At 50.7% G+C, this 16,872-nt stretch carries 17 protein-coding genes and 1 riboswitch; of the genes, 16 read left to right on the plus strand and 1 reads right to left on the minus strand.

Features of this window, described 5'->3' with window-relative positions; all coding sequences use genetic code 11:
• Positions 1-60: 60 nt before the first annotated feature.
• The gene (locus tag ABH897_RS08720) at positions 61-2,052 is read left to right on the plus strand and encodes a methyl-accepting chemotaxis protein (protein ID WP_404591634.1); all 1,992 of its coding nucleotides are present in this window, start codon (positions 61-63) and stop codon (positions 2,050-2,052) included.
• Between the two features lie 96 nt (positions 2,053-2,148).
• Here ABH897_RS08720 and ABH897_RS08725 read toward each other — a convergent pair whose 3' ends face one another.
• Positions 2,149-3,129 (minus strand): DMT family transporter, encoded by a 981-nt coding sequence (locus tag ABH897_RS08725; RefSeq protein WP_283653678.1) that lies wholly within the window; start codon positions 3,127-3,129, stop codon positions 2,149-2,151.
• 177 nt (positions 3,130-3,306) lie between these two features.
• Here ABH897_RS08725 and ABH897_RS08730 point away from each other — a divergent pair, with 177 nt between their 5' ends.
• The 15 genes from ABH897_RS08730 to ABH897_RS08800 all read left to right on the plus strand — a co-directional run bounded on the left by ABH897_RS08730 (position 3,307) and on the right by ABH897_RS08800 (position 16,869).
• Positions 3,307-4,164, plus strand: coding sequence for a LysR family transcriptional regulator (locus ABH897_RS08730; RefSeq protein ID WP_283653677.1), 858 nt, complete (start codon positions 3,307-3,309; stop codon positions 4,162-4,164).
• A 69-nt stretch (positions 4,165-4,233) separates the two neighbouring features.
• Complete coding sequence (locus ABH897_RS08735) at positions 4,234-4,947, plus strand: pirin family protein (RefSeq protein ID WP_283653676.1); 714 nt, start codon at positions 4,234-4,236, stop codon at positions 4,945-4,947.
• A 15-nt stretch (positions 4,948-4,962) separates the two neighbouring features.
• Positions 4,963-5,298: a hypothetical protein gene (locus ABH897_RS08740; RefSeq protein ID WP_283653675.1), complete on the plus strand. Its 336-nt coding sequence runs from the start codon at positions 4,963-4,965 to the stop codon at positions 5,296-5,298.
• 159 nt (positions 5,299-5,457) lie between these two features.
• A complete protein-coding gene (locus tag ABH897_RS08745) occupies positions 5,458-7,083 on the plus strand; it encodes a spore germination protein (RefSeq protein WP_283653674.1) in 1,626 nt (541 codons plus the stop codon).
• Entirely contained in the window at positions 7,077-8,306 is a 1,230-nt protein-coding gene (locus tag ABH897_RS08750; protein ID WP_349361884.1) for a Ger(x)C family spore germination protein, read from the plus strand. The genes ABH897_RS08745 and ABH897_RS08750 overlap by 7 nt, the downstream gene beginning before the upstream one ends.
• Positions 8,299-8,523, plus strand: coding sequence for a hypothetical protein (locus tag ABH897_RS08755; protein ID WP_044644384.1), 225 nt, complete (start codon positions 8,299-8,301; stop codon positions 8,521-8,523). Before ABH897_RS08750 ends, ABH897_RS08755 begins: the two co-directional genes overlap by 8 nt.
• Before the next feature lie 41 nt (positions 8,524-8,564).
• Positions 8,565-8,825 carry a hypothetical protein gene (locus tag ABH897_RS08760; protein ID WP_404591636.1) on the plus strand — a complete coding sequence of 87 codons (261 nt, stop codon included), beginning with the start codon at positions 8,565-8,567 and terminating at the stop codon, positions 8,823-8,825.
• A gap of 34 nt (positions 8,826-8,859) precedes the next feature.
• Positions 8,860-10,026, plus strand: a complete 1,167-nt coding sequence (locus ABH897_RS08765; protein ID WP_404591638.1) for a GerAB/ArcD/ProY family transporter — start codon at positions 8,860-8,862, stop codon at positions 10,024-10,026.
• A 107-nt stretch (positions 10,027-10,133) separates the two neighbouring features.
• A complete protein-coding gene (locus tag ABH897_RS08770; protein ID WP_283653670.1) occupies positions 10,134-10,979 on the plus strand; it encodes a uroporphyrinogen-III synthase in 846 nt (281 codons plus the stop codon).
• 172 nt (positions 10,980-11,151) lie between these two features.
• Positions 11,152-11,706, plus strand: coding sequence for an LOG family protein (locus tag ABH897_RS08775; RefSeq protein WP_283653669.1), 555 nt, complete (start codon positions 11,152-11,154; stop codon positions 11,704-11,706).
• 57 nt (positions 11,707-11,763) lie between these two features.
• A riboswitch (cobalamin riboswitch) is annotated at positions 11,764-11,949 on the plus strand.
• Complete coding sequence (locus tag ABH897_RS08780; protein ID WP_404591639.1) at positions 11,911-12,135, plus strand: hypothetical protein; 225 nt, start codon at positions 11,911-11,913, stop codon at positions 12,133-12,135. Its footprint overlaps the riboswitch before it by 39 nt.
• A gap of 128 nt (positions 12,136-12,263) precedes the next feature.
• A complete protein-coding gene (cobJ, locus tag ABH897_RS08785; RefSeq protein ID WP_283653668.1) occupies positions 12,264-14,096 on the plus strand; it encodes a precorrin-3B C(17)-methyltransferase in 1,833 nt (610 codons plus the stop codon).
• 95 nt (positions 14,097-14,191) lie between these two features.
• The gene (locus ABH897_RS08790) at positions 14,192-15,301 is read left to right on the plus strand and encodes a sirohydrochlorin chelatase (RefSeq protein WP_404519387.1); all 1,110 of its coding nucleotides are present in this window, start codon (positions 14,192-14,194) and stop codon (positions 15,299-15,301) included.
• Complete coding sequence (gene cobK / locus ABH897_RS08795) at positions 15,298-16,077, plus strand: precorrin-6A reductase (protein ID WP_283653666.1); 780 nt, start codon at positions 15,298-15,300, stop codon at positions 16,075-16,077. Before ABH897_RS08790 ends, cobK begins: the two co-directional genes overlap by 4 nt.
• Before the next feature lie 147 nt (positions 16,078-16,224).
• Complete coding sequence (locus ABH897_RS08800; protein WP_014278561.1) at positions 16,225-16,869, plus strand: precorrin-8X methylmutase; 645 nt, start codon at positions 16,225-16,227, stop codon at positions 16,867-16,869.
• Positions 16,870-16,872: the final 3 nt, after the last annotated feature.

Consider the following 16,872-nt stretch of genomic DNA (forward strand, 5'->3'; position numbering starts at 1 on the left):
TATAACTTCCATCGAGTGTAATTTCAAAAACATAGCTTTTCAAGTAAAGGGGAAAAACACATGGAAAAAATGCGAAAGAGAAAAACCATTTGGACACTCAGGAACAAGCTGATTTTAGGATTTTTACTTGTTTTGTTGTTACCAAGCTTAAGTATATCTATCGCGACCTATAAATCATCATTTAATGCTATGGAGAAACAGCTCTACAGCAGTGCAAATCAGGGGGTAGCGACGGCCAACTCAATTATTGAATATGCAATCGCCAGTAAAATTAAAGATGCGAGTTATTTGGCGGAGCGCCTCGACAGATCGATGATTGACGGTCGAAATAGTCCGTTGATTCAGCCTGAGCTGATCCAATACAAAGGCTTACACGAAGATGCGAACGATATTTTTGTCGGTACAACAGAGGGCTTGATGATTCGCGGCGTACCCAAGGAGAACGAAGGTACATTTGATCCCCGCAAACGACCATGGTACATCGAAGCGATGAAGCAGCCCGATAAGGTGATGATCACCCCTGTCATCATCAATTCTTCGGGTATTCCTGTTGTCGTGGTATCTCAAACGCTCTCCGACCAGTCCGGTGTTCTCGGAATCTCTCTGAATCTGGAAAGTGTACGTAAGCTGGCTTCCATCAAAGTGGGGCAGGAAGGGTATATCGTCATTATGGACCATACGAAAAAATTTGTGGTCCATCCTACGGCTAAACCGGGTACATCTTCTCAGGAAAGCTTTATTAATACGATGTACACTGCGTCGAGCGGAAACTTTAACTACGTGCATGATAATCATGAGAAATATTTGACCTATGTAACGAATGAGGATACCGGCTGGAAAATTGCAGGAACCTTCCATCAATCTGAAATTAGCGATGCCACCGCTGCCATGCGTTACGTAACTATTTTCGTGCTGGCAGCCTCGTTGGTGATTGCGCTTGTTGCGATTTTCCTGATCACCCGTTCGGTTCTGGTGCCGATCCGCAGGCTGCAAAAATCGGCAGAGCGAATCAGTGAAGGAGATTTGACGGGAGATCTGGAAACCGGAAAAACAGATGAGGTTGGCGAGTTATCTTCCCATTTTCAAACGATGGTGGACAGTTTACGTACGATGATTCGAAGCGTACACGAAACAACAGATCGGGTAGGTTCCTCGGCAGAGGAGCTGGCTGCGGGTGCAGATCAGACGACCAAAGCCATCGAGCATGTCACCATTGCTATTCAGGATGTAGCCGTAGGCAGCGAACGTCAGGTTCAGAGTGTAAAATATGGCTCCGGGCGTATGGAGGAGCTTGCCCGGCAGGCTGAGAATGTATCCGAGCGAATGATGGGCGTATCTGAGAATGTGAAGCGAAATGCCGAGTCAGCTCAAGAGGGCAGCAAGGCAGCTACGCAAGCTGTACAGAAGATGCATGACATCGACGAGACGGTTAATGATCTGGGACAGGCGATGGATTCTCTTAGCGAGCGCTCCGGTGAAATTGTGAATATTATCAGCGTTATATCCGGAATTGCTAAACAGACGAATCTGCTGGCACTAAACGCGTCCATTGAGGCGGCACGCGCCGGGGATCATGGTAAAGGGTTTGCTGTGGTTGCGACAGAGGTACGTAAGCTGGCCGAGGAATCGGCCAAATCGGCTACCTTGATTTCGCAGCGTATTGATGCGATGCAGGTGGATATGAACCATGCTTTGACAGCTATGCACCAAGCACGGACACGAGTTACGGAAGGAATTGATTCGGTAAGCACGTCGGAGCAATCCTTTGCAGAAATTAGCCATGCCGTGGAACGAGCGATGGAGCATATCAATGACATTACCGGAGTGACACAGGAAATGGCTCGGGGTGCGTCAGGTGTCGTGAGTATTATGAGCGATATTTCCCATATTTCGAACGAGGCAGCGGGCAACACGGAGTCGATCTCAGCCGCCGCTGAGCAGCAGCTCGCTTCTATTGAGGAAATTGCTTCTTCCTCAGCGGACCTAAGCCAAATGGCAGAGGAACTGCGCGAACTGGTCGGACGTTTCCAAGTAGAAGGAAAAGATCAATAAAACGATAAAAGCGCCCGGATACATGAGTTTATCTCATGTCCGGGCGCTTTTTTTTACATGCATTTTGCCACAACTTCTTTGTCGTAGGTACAAAAATTATCTTTGGAATGACTTGCGACGATCCAGCCGAAAACGCATGCGGCGCGGACTGTCGGAAGTGCGTAGAGAACTTCTCTGAACCATATTGTTGAGCAGCAGCGCGAAAATGACCAGCAATGTCCCGTACAGTTCAAAATGGCTGATGGTATAGCCTTGGAAATACATAAGCACCAGTGTGGTAATCGGTACAAAGTTAATAAACAAAATTCCGTTCAGTGGTGACAGCATTCGGATTCCGGCATTCCAGCTCAGCAAGGCTGCCAGCCCCGGAAGCAGGATCATAAAGCTCATTTCATATTTGACCGACCATACATGCTGCCAGTCTGGTACCGCAACCCAGTTGAAGGCGGAGGCGGTTGTGACGACTACAAAGGAAACCAGAGTTCCGAGCAGGCAGGTTAAGGTAGAGTATCGAAGAGTGGACCACCCTGCAAAATGGCTGCCTCCCATGGAATACACGACCCACCCAATCACCCCTGCGAAAATGAGCAGCAGCGGCAGCAAATGCTGTCCGGCGAGTGTGAAAAAGGTCCATTTTCCGTTTGTAATCACGAGTACAGCTCCAGCCAGTGCGATCATCATACTGATCAGTGTGTATTTTGGCGGCATTTTACGGGTCATGACCCATATCATCGCAATCGAAATCATCGGCATCAGCACTTCCATAATAGAAGCTACAATGGTACCTGCTGCACCCATCGCGTGCTGTCCCTGGAAAACGGCCATATTATAAATGGTAAATCCCATCGTACCAAAGAACAGCAATGTCTTGCCCTTGCCCTCAAAGCGAAAAGCAGCACGTCCCTCTTTGAGCCACAATAGCACGATCAGTATGAGCGTAACCGAAAAATAACGTAAAAATGAAAAGTACAGCGGATTGACTTGTTGCAATGCAATGTGCGAAACCGGAAACATGGCCCCCCAGGACATACTGGCGATCAGGCACAATAAAGATCCGGTCATGATTTGTCTATTCATGGTGAAAGAAAGCTCCTCCTTGCCGGCCGCAGCGGACATATCTTAGACACATCATAATGGATAGGGAGCTGTTGGTAAAATGATTGAAAATAAACGTTATCATCATTTAAAATGATAATAAGTGACAAGGTACGTCAATTTTGATGGCCTTGTCCTTCACGATAAGGGGGAGCAGTAGTGGATCTGAACGACTTAAACATTTTCCAGACGGTGGCTGCTCATGGCAGTGTCAGCAAGGCGGCAGCCGAGCTTAGCTATGTCCAGTCCAATGTAACGGCCAGAATCAAGCTACTGGAAAAGGAGCTGCAAACGCCTTTATTTTATAGACATAAGCGGGGCATGATCCTCAACGCGGAGGGCAAGCGTCTGTTGCAATATACGAAAAGCATTTTGTCGCAATTCGAGGAAATGAAACATGCGTTTCAGAGTACCTCAGCGCCCTCGGGGGTGTTGGAGATAGGAATCGTGGAGACAGTGATCGCTCTCCCGGCGATTTTACATGCTTACTATAGCAAGTACCCGGATGTCGAGCTGTCCCTCAAGGCAGGGGTTACGGAGCACCTGGTACAGGAGGTTGCGGAGATGAGGCTGGATGGTGCCTTTGTTACCGGACCGGTGAAGCATCCCCTCATTGAACAGTTGGATGTGTTTCAGGAAAAGCTGGTCCTTGTTTCCCAAGGAGATGACTTTTCCGTTGAGGATGTAACGACCCGTCCGCTCCTTTTATATAAAAAAGGCTGCGGCTACCGTGGGCGGCTGGAAACCTGGCTCAAGATGGAGGGCATTATTCCCAAGCAGATTATGGAGTTTGGAACATTCGAGACGATTATCGGCAGTGTGGCGGCTGGCATTGGAATGACGGTTTTTCCTGAATCCTCGATCAGCGGGCTGGCTGCCCGGGGTCTGGTGCATTGTCATGCAATGCCTGAGCCGTACAACGAAGTGACAACGGTATTTATCCGTCGTAAGGAAGCCTATGTGACCAGTACCTTGCAGTCTTTTATGGATGAAATTATCGCCCAGACGGGGGCATAGCTTTATCGTTGGGGCTCAGGTACAATGAAAAAGATTTGATCTCATTTTTCTTCCTGAAGGAGGGCTACTATGTTCACAATATATCCGGCTGCTTCCCGATTCAGCTTCGATAAGGGATGGCTGCGGGGCAGTCACAGCTTTTCATTCGCGGAATATCAGGATGATAACAATACAGAGTTTGGTCCCATGCGTGTCTGTAATGACGACGTGATCGCACCGGGACGAGGCTTTGGGGCGCATCCGCATAGTGATATGGAGATTGTCTCTATTGTGCTGTACGGCGAGCTGCGTCATGAGGACAACCGTGGACATGTGGCGGTGACGAATTTTGGAGGTATCCAGCGGATGTCCGCAGGCCACGGGATCATCCATACGGAGCACAACGCTTCGCAAACAGAGGATGTCAGTCTGCTGCAATTGTGGTTTAGCCCGCTTACGAGAGGACTGGAACCGTCGTATGAAGCTACTGCGTTCAACCCGGATCGTTTGCATGGTCAGCTTCTGCCTGTTGTTGCCGGGAAGCGTGTTCCGGGCACGGATGGCGAAATAGCTGCGATTAATCAGGATTTGACGATTTATTTAAGCAAGCTTCAGACCGGAGAGCGTGTGGAATTCACACAGTCCGAGGGGCGACGCGTGTTCTTGTTTGTTATCGAAGGCTCACTGCGTGTGAACGGTGAACATATGCTGAACGGGCGCGATTCGGCCCGCATTGAGCAGGAGCCGAAGCTGTCGCTGGAGGCACAGGAGCCTGTCTTTTATATGCTGATTGATTTGCCCTAAAAGGAGGTGCGCGCAATGGCGCAGCAGGAAACATGGCTGATCAAGCATGCCGTCACGGGTCGCAGCTTTGCTGACAGCCGCAAGCAGACTTTGGATTGCCGTTTGGAATCGGCGGACGGCGTGTTTCGCTTCACGCTTCAAGAGCTGCCGCGTGAGGCAGCGGTGGAGATTGTGCGTTATAGCAGGGAACTGAATGTATTCCGTTTTGTAACGCCAGAGGACGGAGCCATTGTGAAGCATTGGTATTACGTTAACCCGGAAAGCGTGAAATATAATGATCAGACAGGGGAGCTTACGTTCGAAGCTGGTTCTGAGATTGAGTACCATCCTGACGAATATTGGGGAGATTAATCACCATTTTTATAATGATGTTTTCGGAGACTCTGCATGATTGCAGGGTCTTTTTGTCATCTATTCAACATGCTGAGACTGTTGGATACATAATCCTGCGCAGGCTGGTACATCCTACATGTCATATACCTGATCGGCCATTCGTAGAGGGGGATAACGATGAAGAAAGTTCACTTTCCCAAGCTGCCGAGATTACCGTGGAGCCGGCGCACGATTCCGGCTGCAGATCGCAAGACACGAAATTACGATGCTCTTAAAGGACTGCCTGAACCATCATGGCTGGAACAGCCGTTACGGAGCAGTCTGGAAGACAATTTGACTGCTTTGCGTGATATTTTCAAGGATTGCTCTGATATCGTCTATCGAGAGCTGATGATTTCCCCTGAACGCAAAGGGATGTTGGCTTATATTGAAGGCACGGTGAAATCGGAGGATTTGCAGGATCATATCCTGCGACCTTTCATTTTGGGCATGATGCTTAACGACCCCGAGGTAAACGGAACATTAGATCCGCTGGATGAAACTCGGATTTCCATGTCCCAGACCAAAACGATGGATCAATGGAAAATGGTCTCGGCGGCGATACTGGACGGCAATGCCGCCTTGTTCGTAGACGGTAAGTCTCGTGCGTATATCTTCAGTGCTAAGGGAGGCGTCCGCCGTGGCGTGGAGGAGCCTCAGACCGAGGCGGTTATTCGTGGGCCGCGTGAAGGATTTACCGAGACCCTTCGTGTAAATACCGCTTTGCTGCGATTCAAGCTGAAGACCCCCAAGCTCAAGATGCACAGCATGACCATGGGAACAGAAACCCAAACAGGTGTTGTACTTACCTATATTGAGGGCATCATAGATCCGAAGCTGGTGGAGGATGTAAAAAAAAGGCTTAGCGATATCGAAATAGATGGTGTGCTGGAGACAGGATACATTGAGGAACTGATTGAGGATCACCCGTTTTCACCGTTTCCGGAAATGGAATACACGGAACGTCCGGATACGGTTACCGCGCAATTGCTGGAAGGACGTTTTGCCATTTTTGTGGACGGTACGCCCTTTGCCCTGATTGGGCCAGTCACGATGTGGCAGATGATGCAAGCGAGCGAAGACTATTACGAGCGTTTTTTCATCAGTAACATGGTGCGCTGGATTCGGTTTCTTTTTCTCATATTAGCCCTCTTTTTACCTGCATTATATGTAGCGGTCACGACCTATCATCATGATATGCTGCCGACGACGCTCATCCTGAGCATTGCGGCGGCGCGTGAATCTATCCCTTTCCCCGCCTTGGTGGAAGCATTGATTATGGAGATTTCCTTTGAGGCATTACGGGAAGCGGGGATTCGTCTCCCCAAAACGGTCGGCCAGGCTGTCAGTATCCTCGGTGCACTTGTTATCGGTCAAGCCTCTGTACAGGCGGGAATTGTGTCGGCACCGGTGGTTATTATCGTGTCGCTCACAGGTATTGCGTCGTTTACTATTCCGCGTTTTAACTTTGCTATTACGGTCCGCATGTTACGGTTCCCGATTATGCTGATGGCAGGTGTGTTCGGGCTGTTTGGAATCATTATCGCGACCACACTGCTCGCTACACATTTAACCAAGCTAACGTCGTTTGGTGTGCCTTACATGAGCGGGTATAGCCCATACAATCACATGGACCAAAAGGATATCGTCGTTCGTGCGCCATGGTGGAAAATGACCAAACGTCCTTCCTGGATTGGAAAAGGTAACAACAAACGAGCGAAGGGAAACATGAATGGATCGCCCACAACCGAGGAGGGATGGTAATGAAGAAGCCCAAAGAGTCTGATGCAGGGAAAGTACGTAAAGCGGCTGTGCTCAGCTGTTTGCTGCTTTGTTCTGTTCTTTTGGGTGGATGCTGGGATCGCCGTGAAGTGAACGATGTAGCCTTTGTAATGGGGACCGGGTTGGATAAGGAAGGGGATCAATACCGTGTAACGATGCAAATTGCTCTTCCCGGACAACTCGGATCTTCGGGAAGCACAGGAGGCGGTGGAGGTACTAGTGGAACGAAATCCTATTATCTGGAGTCCAAGATAGGTCCAAGCTTCCGGGGAGCAAGCACTGAGGAACAGCGAGGGGTTTCACGAACGCTGAATTATTCCCATCGGCGGGTGCTATTATTCGGCGAGGCACTGGCACGTGAGGGGATCAGCAAAATGATGGATGTGCTGGCGCGTATTCCGCAGAACCGTCTGTCTTCGCTGGTCGTCATAACGAAGGGCTCGACGCTGGAAGTGCTTCAGGCGGATGCCCCGATTGAGCAATATCCAGCAGAGATGGTGCGTGAGCTTAATTACTCATATATGAAAAAACCTCGCTCCATTAAATTGCTGATGAATTCAATCCTGATGGATGGTATTGACCCGGCTGTGCCAGTGATGTCTCTCGTAAAAAATGGTCCCGCCAACATAAAGGACAAGAAGACGAATATTCAGGTGGATGGGCTGGCTGTATTTCGCAAAGACAGGGTAACGGGGATTATAGATAACCATCTAAGCCGGTTTCTGCTATTGGGTATGGAGCAGGCTAAGGATACGGAGATATTCATCCCCCCTCCTAAAGGTGCTGGTTATATATCCGTTCATCTCATCGAAAATAACGTCCATATCAAGCCTCATATTCAGGGGGATGATATTCGAATGACCATTCGTCTGAACTGCAACGGGAATGTAAGAGAGGATGAGACTACTTTCGATATATCCAATGGGGAAAATTTGAAGTGGCTGGAGCAGCAGGTTGCCGAAGAGATCAAGAAAGAGCTGGGTGAGGCTGTCCGGGTTATTCAGCAAAAATATCATTCAGACATACTTGGCTTTGGCCGGGCTATCATTATGAGTCGTCCAGATGAATGGAAACGGATTAAACCTCGATGGGAGCAATTGTATCCCAAGGTGGAGGTCACCATAAATCCGATCGTGCATATTGAGAATATCGGTGCGGTCACCAAACCATTCGGGATCAAAAAGGAGGACATCCAAAATGAATAAAGTATTTTTGTTGCCTTTGGTGCTGGCTACGCTGTTCATGTATCTGATTGACCGCAAAAGTCTGAAATCTGCACCTGCAGTCAATCGCTGGGTCTCACGCGTATTGTATGTCATTAGCATTGGTATCTGGATCTACGGAACCTCGACAAAGAGTTCCGTATATGTGGCCACATGGCTAAGCCGTTTCATTGACATGTGGATCCCTCCTGTGTTGTAAAGAGAGCAAGATGCCTGTGGGGAAAAAGGAGGATCTCGTGCATGGAACAGTCCACAACCAGGCAAATCATACTGCTCAGTGTGTTGCTTGAGACCAATATAACCCTGTTACATGCTCCTTCACAGGCGGCAGCGTTCGTAGAACGACATGCCTATTGGACCTGCGTGGTTGCAGCCATAGTGCTATGCCTGTGCTACGACCCAAGCGTATGGGAGAAGAACGGGGGAAGTAGAATGAAGCAAGACTTGGAAATGATCCGGTTCATTGATATACATACGTCGGCTGCATTGCAACGCATGTAATGGATGCCTGCGGCCAAAAGGAGGATGTACCTGTATGAAGCAATTCACAACCAGACAAATCGTGCTGCTTGGTATGTTGATGGAGGTCAGTATTACCATTGTGCATGCTCCGACGCAGGCAGCAGATTACGCGCATCAGCATGCCTATTGGACCTGTGCGATTGCTGCCATCGTAATATGCTTACCGATCTGGGCGATGTTGAAGCTTAAGCGGCGTTTTCCGGATCAGGATCTGCTACAGGCCATAGTCAGCTCTCACCCCGTGCTAGGGCGTATGCTGCTTGTGCTTTATATTATTTTATTCCTGATCATTTTTGCACGAGATCTGAGAATTATTACCGATCTGGTGGGAATTGTACTTTTGCCGCTGACTCCGATTGTCGTCATATCCCTTATTATGCTGCTGACCTTAACGTTCATGGCTAAGGGCGGTATAAGCACGATTGTGAATATGGCGGAGATTTTTGTACCGTTGTCGGTTCTGACGATGCTGACGATGCCGCTTGTTTTCGGGCGTAATATGGATTTTTCGGCACTGAGACCGATTTTGCACCCGGATGTAAATGGAGTTATCAAAGGTAGCTGGCGTATGCTCGGATATATGGCAGATATTATGCTGCTGCCTTTTGTGATTTCGGGAAAAAGCTATGGTCCCCGGAGCGCGTGGCTAGGACATTTGACCGGAACCGCTTTTATGATCATCATGGTGCTGCTGGAGGAGCTGGTTATTGGAGTTCCTATCTTGTCGCGGCTGTTTTATCCATCGTATGAACTGGCGCGTCAGTTGCAGTTAACCGACTTTCTGGATCGGTTCGACTTGTTTGTGGCTGCACTGACTGTACCAACCCTGCTTACAAAGATTGGTGTTGATCTGTACGTTACCAGTTTGGCGGTAAAGCGCATGTTTGCCCATACACGGGGGAGTCTGATGGTTTGGCCCGTAGGCTTGTTGGGTTATGTCTGTTCCTTTATGCTGTTTTCTAATATCGTCCAAATTTATGATTTTAGCCGGGAGTGGACGATGGTGATGATTATTTTCTTTGTCTTCATGCCTTTTGTGCTATGGCTGCTGCTCCGACCCAAGCCTGAAGAATATAACGAATATCATAAGCCATCTGGAGAGAAGCAGGATAGCACAAGCCAGCAAGAAAGCCAGCAAGAAAGCCAGCAGGCAAGCAGAACAGAACAAGCTAACTTATAAGTTTACTGTATTCATAGGAAAAAGAATTCTTATTTGTCTTTCAGCCCTCTAATTGTATACTTGGTAGAAAGGATTATGACTTCGATTTCTACAAGGGAGGGAACAGGATGGCACAACGCATGGCAGGCAAGAGAGTTGCTCTTGCCGGTCCCCGTAAAGCAGACGAAATGGCAATGCTGGTTGCAAAAATGGGAGGCGAGCCAGTGCAGCGTCCGGCCCAGGGCACGGTTTTTCTGGATGATATTGAGCTGCGCAATGCGGTTGTATCGTGGGTGAAGCGGCCGCCGGACTGGAACATTTTTACGACAGGTATGGGGCTGGACGCGCTGTTCGATATGGCGGAGGATATGGGCGTGGCGGAACAGATTATGGAGCTGCTGCTAGGCTCAAATATTGCGGCGCGGGGCTACAAGACGGTCAATGGACTCAAAAAGCGTGGCTTCACGCCAGATGTACGAGACGAGGATGGAAGCTTGACCGGGTTAACGCGTGCTTTTGCGCCGTATGATCTGAAGGGGAAGGAAGTGCTGTTGCAGCTGCATGGTGATCCGGCCCCACGGCTGGTGAAGTGGCTGGACGAGCAGGGGGCAGTAACCCGGCAGGTGCTTCCTTATAAGCATATTCCACCAGAGGAAGCGAATTTGCAAGCGTTGCTGGCGGATATCGTGAATCGTAATGTTGATGCTGTTACGTTCACCAGCGGTCCACAGATCCGCTTTTTGGCTCAATATGCGAGGGACCAGAAGCAGATGGAAGACGTGCTGGAAGCTTTTCGCCAGGATGTGATCGCTGTGTCGGTAGGCAAGGTGACGGCGCAGTCCATTTTGGAGGAAGGGATTGAACGGATTGTGTTTCCGGTGGAGGAACGAATGGGCGCTATGATGGTGGAGCTGGGAAGATATTTTGAGCATAGCGCCTCGGTGCACGGCTGCGGTCTTGAAGTTGTGAACTGAAAACTAACCCATATCCTTGCGATAAAGGGTAAAATGAAGATAAGGGCCTACAGGGTCTTTATCTTTTTTTTGTTGGAAATGCATCGACAGAAGTTTTTGTTATAGCGAAAATATTTATTTAATATAATGAAAAAGCCTCGATGCGGGATACCAGAATAGGAGCTGAGACGTTATGAATTCCATTTGTGTATTTGCCGGGTCCAGACCCGGACATTCATCGGTATATCTTCAGGAGGCAGGCAAGCTTGGAGAGGCTATGGCGAGACATCATGTCCGTTTAATCTATGGAGGCTCCAGCAAGGGGCTGATGGGCGAGGTCGCGAATGCGATGCTGACAGGGGGCGGTCAGGTCACCGGGATTATGCCGACCCTCTTATTCGATGCAGAGATTATCCACCGGGGAGTTAGCGAATTTATTGAGGTGGCGAGCATGCACGAACGCAAAGCGGTGATGAGCGAAATGGCCGACGCATTCATTGCCCTTCCGGGTGGCTTGGGAACCTTTGAGGAGCTGTTCGAGGTGCTGTGTTGGGCGCAAATCGGCATTCATCGCAAGCCCATCGGGCTGCTGAATGTGAACGGATATTTTGACCCGTTGGCGGAAATGGTGCGTCATAGTGTGCGCGAGGGATTTACCGGAGTTGACCACCCAACGCTGCTGAGTATCTCTGCGGACCCGGACGAATTGTTGCATATGTTAAAAAATAAGGCAGAGAACTTGAAATAAAGCGTTTTTCATGCTTGCGCAACTGATTGAGCCAAGGTTATGATAAGACCCATAATCAAATAGCGGACAGACAAGGTGCCTTTGCGATGGAACGAAGGGTAACAGGGAATCGGGTGCAAGTCCCGAGCGGTCCCGCCACTGTAAGGAAGAGGATTTTTTCAGACGTCACTCGTAAGAAAACGGGGAAGACGAAAAAATCTGTTGATGCCGAGCCAGGAGACCTACCTTGATCTGTATGCACCGTTAACCTTCGCGGAGAGGATGGGTGTACGAAATCAGGAAATCAGGCGCACGCTGCTTTTTCCATGTTGCTTACAGGTTTGCGTGGAGCTGAACGTGCAGAAGCGTTTCAAGCGTGAACAGGCAGATGGAAAGCAACGACACGATGGCGGAAGACAAGAAGTGTCTTCTTATGCTGTGTCCGTCTGATGATACGATGCGTACATAGGAAACCCATCCGGGCAGGATGGGTTTTTTTGAGTTACAGGATGTCCATATACAAGTGAAATAGATAGAAGTGTGGAAAACATAGCCTAGATTTAAGAAGGAGGATAACGATGAGCCAATTAGGAAAATTGCTCGTGATTGGATTCGGACCGGGGGATATGGAACATATCACCAAACGGGCGCTGGATGCGCTGGCCGAGAGTGAGGTCATTATCGGCTACAACACCTATGTGGATCTGATCCGTCCGTTGTTGAACGGACAGGAGATTGTGCGCACAGGGATGACAGAGGAAGTGAGCCGTGCGCAGGAGGCGGTTCGACAGGCGGAGATGGGCAAGAAGGTAGCCGTCATTTCCAGTGGAGACGCAGGCGTATATGGCATGGCCGGGTTAGTGTACGAAGTGCTGATGCAAAAGGGGTGGCGTCGTGAGGACGGGGTTGAGGTAGAAGTCGTGCCGGGAATATCGGCGATTCAGTCCTGTGCTTCGCTGTTGGGTGCGCCCGTCATGCATGATGCATGCACGATCAGTCTGAGTGACCATTTGACCCCTTGGGAAACGATTGTGAAACGTGTAGAAGCGGCAGCTTCGGCAGATTTTGTCATTGCACTGTACAATCCGCGCAGTGGTCGGCGTACACGCCAGATAGTTGAGACGCAGTCCATTTTGTTGCGCTACCGTGATCCGCAGACTCCGGTCGGGTTGGTCAAGAGTGCTTACCGTGACCGTCAGCAAGTCGTAGTGACGACGCTGGAGGACATGCTGAACCATGATATCGGTATGCTGACGACCGTCATTATCGGCAATTCCTCGACAATGGTGTATGACGGCCTGATCGTGACGCCGCGCGGGTATCAGCGCAAGTATACGCTGGATGCGACCGAGCAGGCGCTCAAGCCGCATCAGCGGCTTCGCACGGAAGCGGAGCCGTGGTCGCTGGGCGCGCAAGAGGAACGCCCGCTGAATGCGTCGCAGGCAGGCGCAGCTCCCGCAGTGCCAGCCCCTGCGGGAGCTGGCGGGACCGCGCCTTCCGCGAGCGGTGCTGCTGCGGCGGTTGCCACGCAGGCACGCCCGCAAGCGGTGGCTGCCGTGCAGGCCGCGCCTGCGGCGCAAGCCGGGGCGGTCCCGGCATCGCTGGCAGCGGAGGCGCTGAGCCGCCTCGCTGCGGGCGGTAAGCTGCCGGGCGAAGCGAGCGCGCGCTGGAGCGGGCAAGCGCCCGCCGTGAGCGTCGCTGGAACGGCAGCCGTGGCCGGAGCGGTGGCTACGGCCGCAACAGCGACAGGCAGCTTTGGCAAGCCTGCGTTGTTTGAGGTGGGCGTTTCCCCCGGCGTGGGAAACAAGAAGTTCACCGCTCGCCAGATGGCGCTGCTCGCCGAGGTAGCGGGTGATGAAGGCGAGCTGGAGTACACGCCGGATCACCAGATCGTGCTGCGCGTGCCGTGCGCGGACCCGGAGGAGCTGGTAGGGCGGCTGCGGGATGAACGATTCATCGTGATGCCGATTGGCGATGTGTTTAAGGTGAAGGCGTGCGACTTCTGCAATATGGAGAAGGATGACGCTGTGCCTGTGGCAGAGCATCTACAGGTTGTACTGGGCGGATTGCAGGCACCCAAGGAAACGAGCATTGCTTTGAACGGCTGCGGTATGGCCTGCTATGGAGCGGTGCTGGAGGATATCGGGATTGTGTACCGCAAGGGAGGATACGATCTGTTCCTCGGCGGCAAAAAATTCGGACGCAACGCTCATGCCGCTCAACCTGTGGCAGAGGGCATTCCGGGGGATCAGATTACGGATATCGTTGAGAACGTCATCGCTGAATATAAGGAAAAAGGGCATCCGAACGAGCGTTTTCATAAATTTTTCAAGCGTGTGGGCGTGGTAGCGGGTTTTCGGCATGAAGATGCGCCTGCAATAGTGGAAGTGAATGCCGTTTGTGGTGATTAACGGGCTAGAAAGCCTGTTTTTATGGATGTAAGCATATAGATAAAATAGGGCGTCTTGCAGGTCATCCCTATTTTGATGAGGAGGAAAATACAGCAGTGAATGCAATATTGTTGGTTGGACATGGAAGTCGGGACCCGGAGGGGAACCGGGAGCTGCTGGAGTTTGCACAGGCGGTGGCAGATCGTGTGCCGGATATGTGTGTGGAAACCTGTTTTTTGGAGTTGACACGGCCCAGCATTGCTGAGGGTGTGCAGGCATGTGTGGAACAAGGGGCGACGCGAGTCGTGCTTGTTCCGATTATTCTGTTCGCGGCGGGACATGCCAAAATTGATATTCCGATGGCGATTGATCGTGCGAAGGCTAAATATCCTCAGGTGGAATTTGTATATGGACGTCCGATTGGCGTTCACGAAAAAATTGTCAGTATTCTGCAAAGTCGCTTGAAAGAGGCACGTCCGGTTGCGGTTCCAGCCGGTATGGATAGCGCTGTGGAGGCTTCTGCCGAGGTGACGGATGAAGAAACGGCTGTGCTGGTGCTGGGACGCGGAAGCAGCGATCCGGATGCGAATAGCGACTTTTTCAAAATTACCCGTATGCTGTGGGAAAAACTCCCGTATACGTGGGTGGAGAGCAGCTTTATCGGTGTGACTCAGCCTTCTTTTCCAGATGGTTTGGAGCGTTGTCTGCGTCTGGGTGCCAAAAAAATCATCGTGCTTCCATACTTTCTGTTCACAGGTGTGCTGATTAAGCGTATCGGAGAAATGACGGAGGAATTTGCGGAGTCTCATCCTGCATTACAAGTGGAAATGGGCGGATATTTTGGGTTCCATCCACAATTGGTCGAGCTAGTGCTGGAGCGTGCCAACGAAGGCTTGGTTGGCAAGGTGATGGCCAATTGCGATAACTGCCAGTTCCGTCTGGAGGCGCAGGAGCACCACCATCATCACCACGACCATGATCACGATCACGGACATGACCACGATCATCACGATCACCATCATGATCATCACGACCATGACCACCATGCACATGGACACGATCATCATCATGAGAAACACTCACATGATCACAACCACGAGCATGAGCATGTACATGCGCACAGCCATGATGACCATGATCATGAACACCACCACGATCATGCACATACGCCGTCTGTGGTGAACGGAAGCGGCATTTCTGGCAGCGGGCAGGTGAAGGGCTCATGATATTCATGCTATGCGGAACGAGCGATGCTCGGGAACTGGCGCTGCAAATCCGTGACAACGGCTTCAAAGTATTGGCCTCCGTCGTAACAGAAAGCGCGGCAGCGAGCCTGTCCGAAGTGGGGCTGGACGTACGTACAGGTCGAATGACAGCCGATGAAATGGCAGCAGTGGTTCGGGAACAGGGAGTACAGGCTATCGTTGATGCCAGTCATCCTTTTGCAGAAGAAGCACATGCGAATGCTATGACAGCCGCCCGCGAGTCCGGGGTTCCTTATGTTCGCTACGAGCGGGCAGGGCTGGTGTATGACAATCATCCGCTGCTTCACATCGTACCCTCCTATGAGGAAGCCGCATTGGAAGCGAAGCAGCTCAAAGGCTCAGTAATGCTTACGACAGGCAGCAAGACGCTCGGCACGTTCACCAAGCATTTGCTCGAAGACCCGGAGATTCGTTTGGTTGCACGTATGCTCCCGCGTCTGGACAATATGGAGAAATGCGGCGAGCTAGGCATGGAGCAAAAAAATATTATCGCCATGCAGGGACCTTTTTCCCGCGAGATGAACGAGGCATTGTACAGGCACTTCGGCACGACGGTGATGGTGACCAAGGAAAGCGGACGCACGGGAGCGGTGGATGAGAAGGTTCAATCTGCCCTGGAGCTGGGTATTCATGTCATTTTGATTTCCAGACCGGAAGTGGAATTTGGCACCGTATTTGATCATTTTGACGGAGTGATCGACGCACTGCGCACAACCAAAATGGACCCTTCGATCTGAACTATGACCCTGTGAATCTGATCGATCCGGGTAATTAACAACCCAGTCAATCCGATAAATCCAGAACTTTTTCTGACGTGTATTTAAAATATAGTCATCTTAAAATGCGTATATAAACTAATTTTCCATAAAGGAGTAGTCGAAACGATGGATTTTAAAACAGATTTCAAACCGCTGACGGTGCAGCCGCAGGAGATTGAGGGCAAAAGCTTCGAGATGATCACGGAAGAACTGGGAGAGCATCCTTTTACAGAAGCGCAATATCCAGTCGTTCAGCGCGTTATTCACGCGTCTGCTGATTTTGAGCTGGGCCGCAGCATGGTGTTTCATCCGAAAGCGATTGAAGCCGGGGTTGCAGCTATTCGCGCAGGGCAGCAGGTCGTTGCTGACGTGCAAATGATTCAGGCGGGACTCAGCAAGGATCGTATCCGTCAGTTTGGCGGGGATGTGCATGTGTACATTTCGGACCCGGACGTGATGGAAGAAGCAAAAAGACTGAATACGACACGCGCCATTATTTCGATGCGCAAAGCGATTCAGGCAGGTGAAGGCGGTATCTATGCGATTGGTAATGCGCCGACAGCGCTGCTGGAGCTGATTCGTCTGGTGAAAGAAGGAGCGGCCAAGCCCGGCCTGATTATCGGGATGCCAGTCGGTTTCGTATCGGCGGCAGAATCGAAGGACGAGCTGCGCAAGCTGGATATTCCGTTCATTACGAACATTGGGCGCAAGGGCGGCAGTACCATCGTCGTGGCGGCATTGAATGCAATCTCCTTAATGGCTGTCCGCTAGATG

The organism is Paenibacillus sp. RC73, from assembly GCF_044908085.1.
Lineage (GTDB): Bacteria > Bacillota > Bacilli > Paenibacillales > Paenibacillaceae > Paenibacillus > Paenibacillus terrae_A.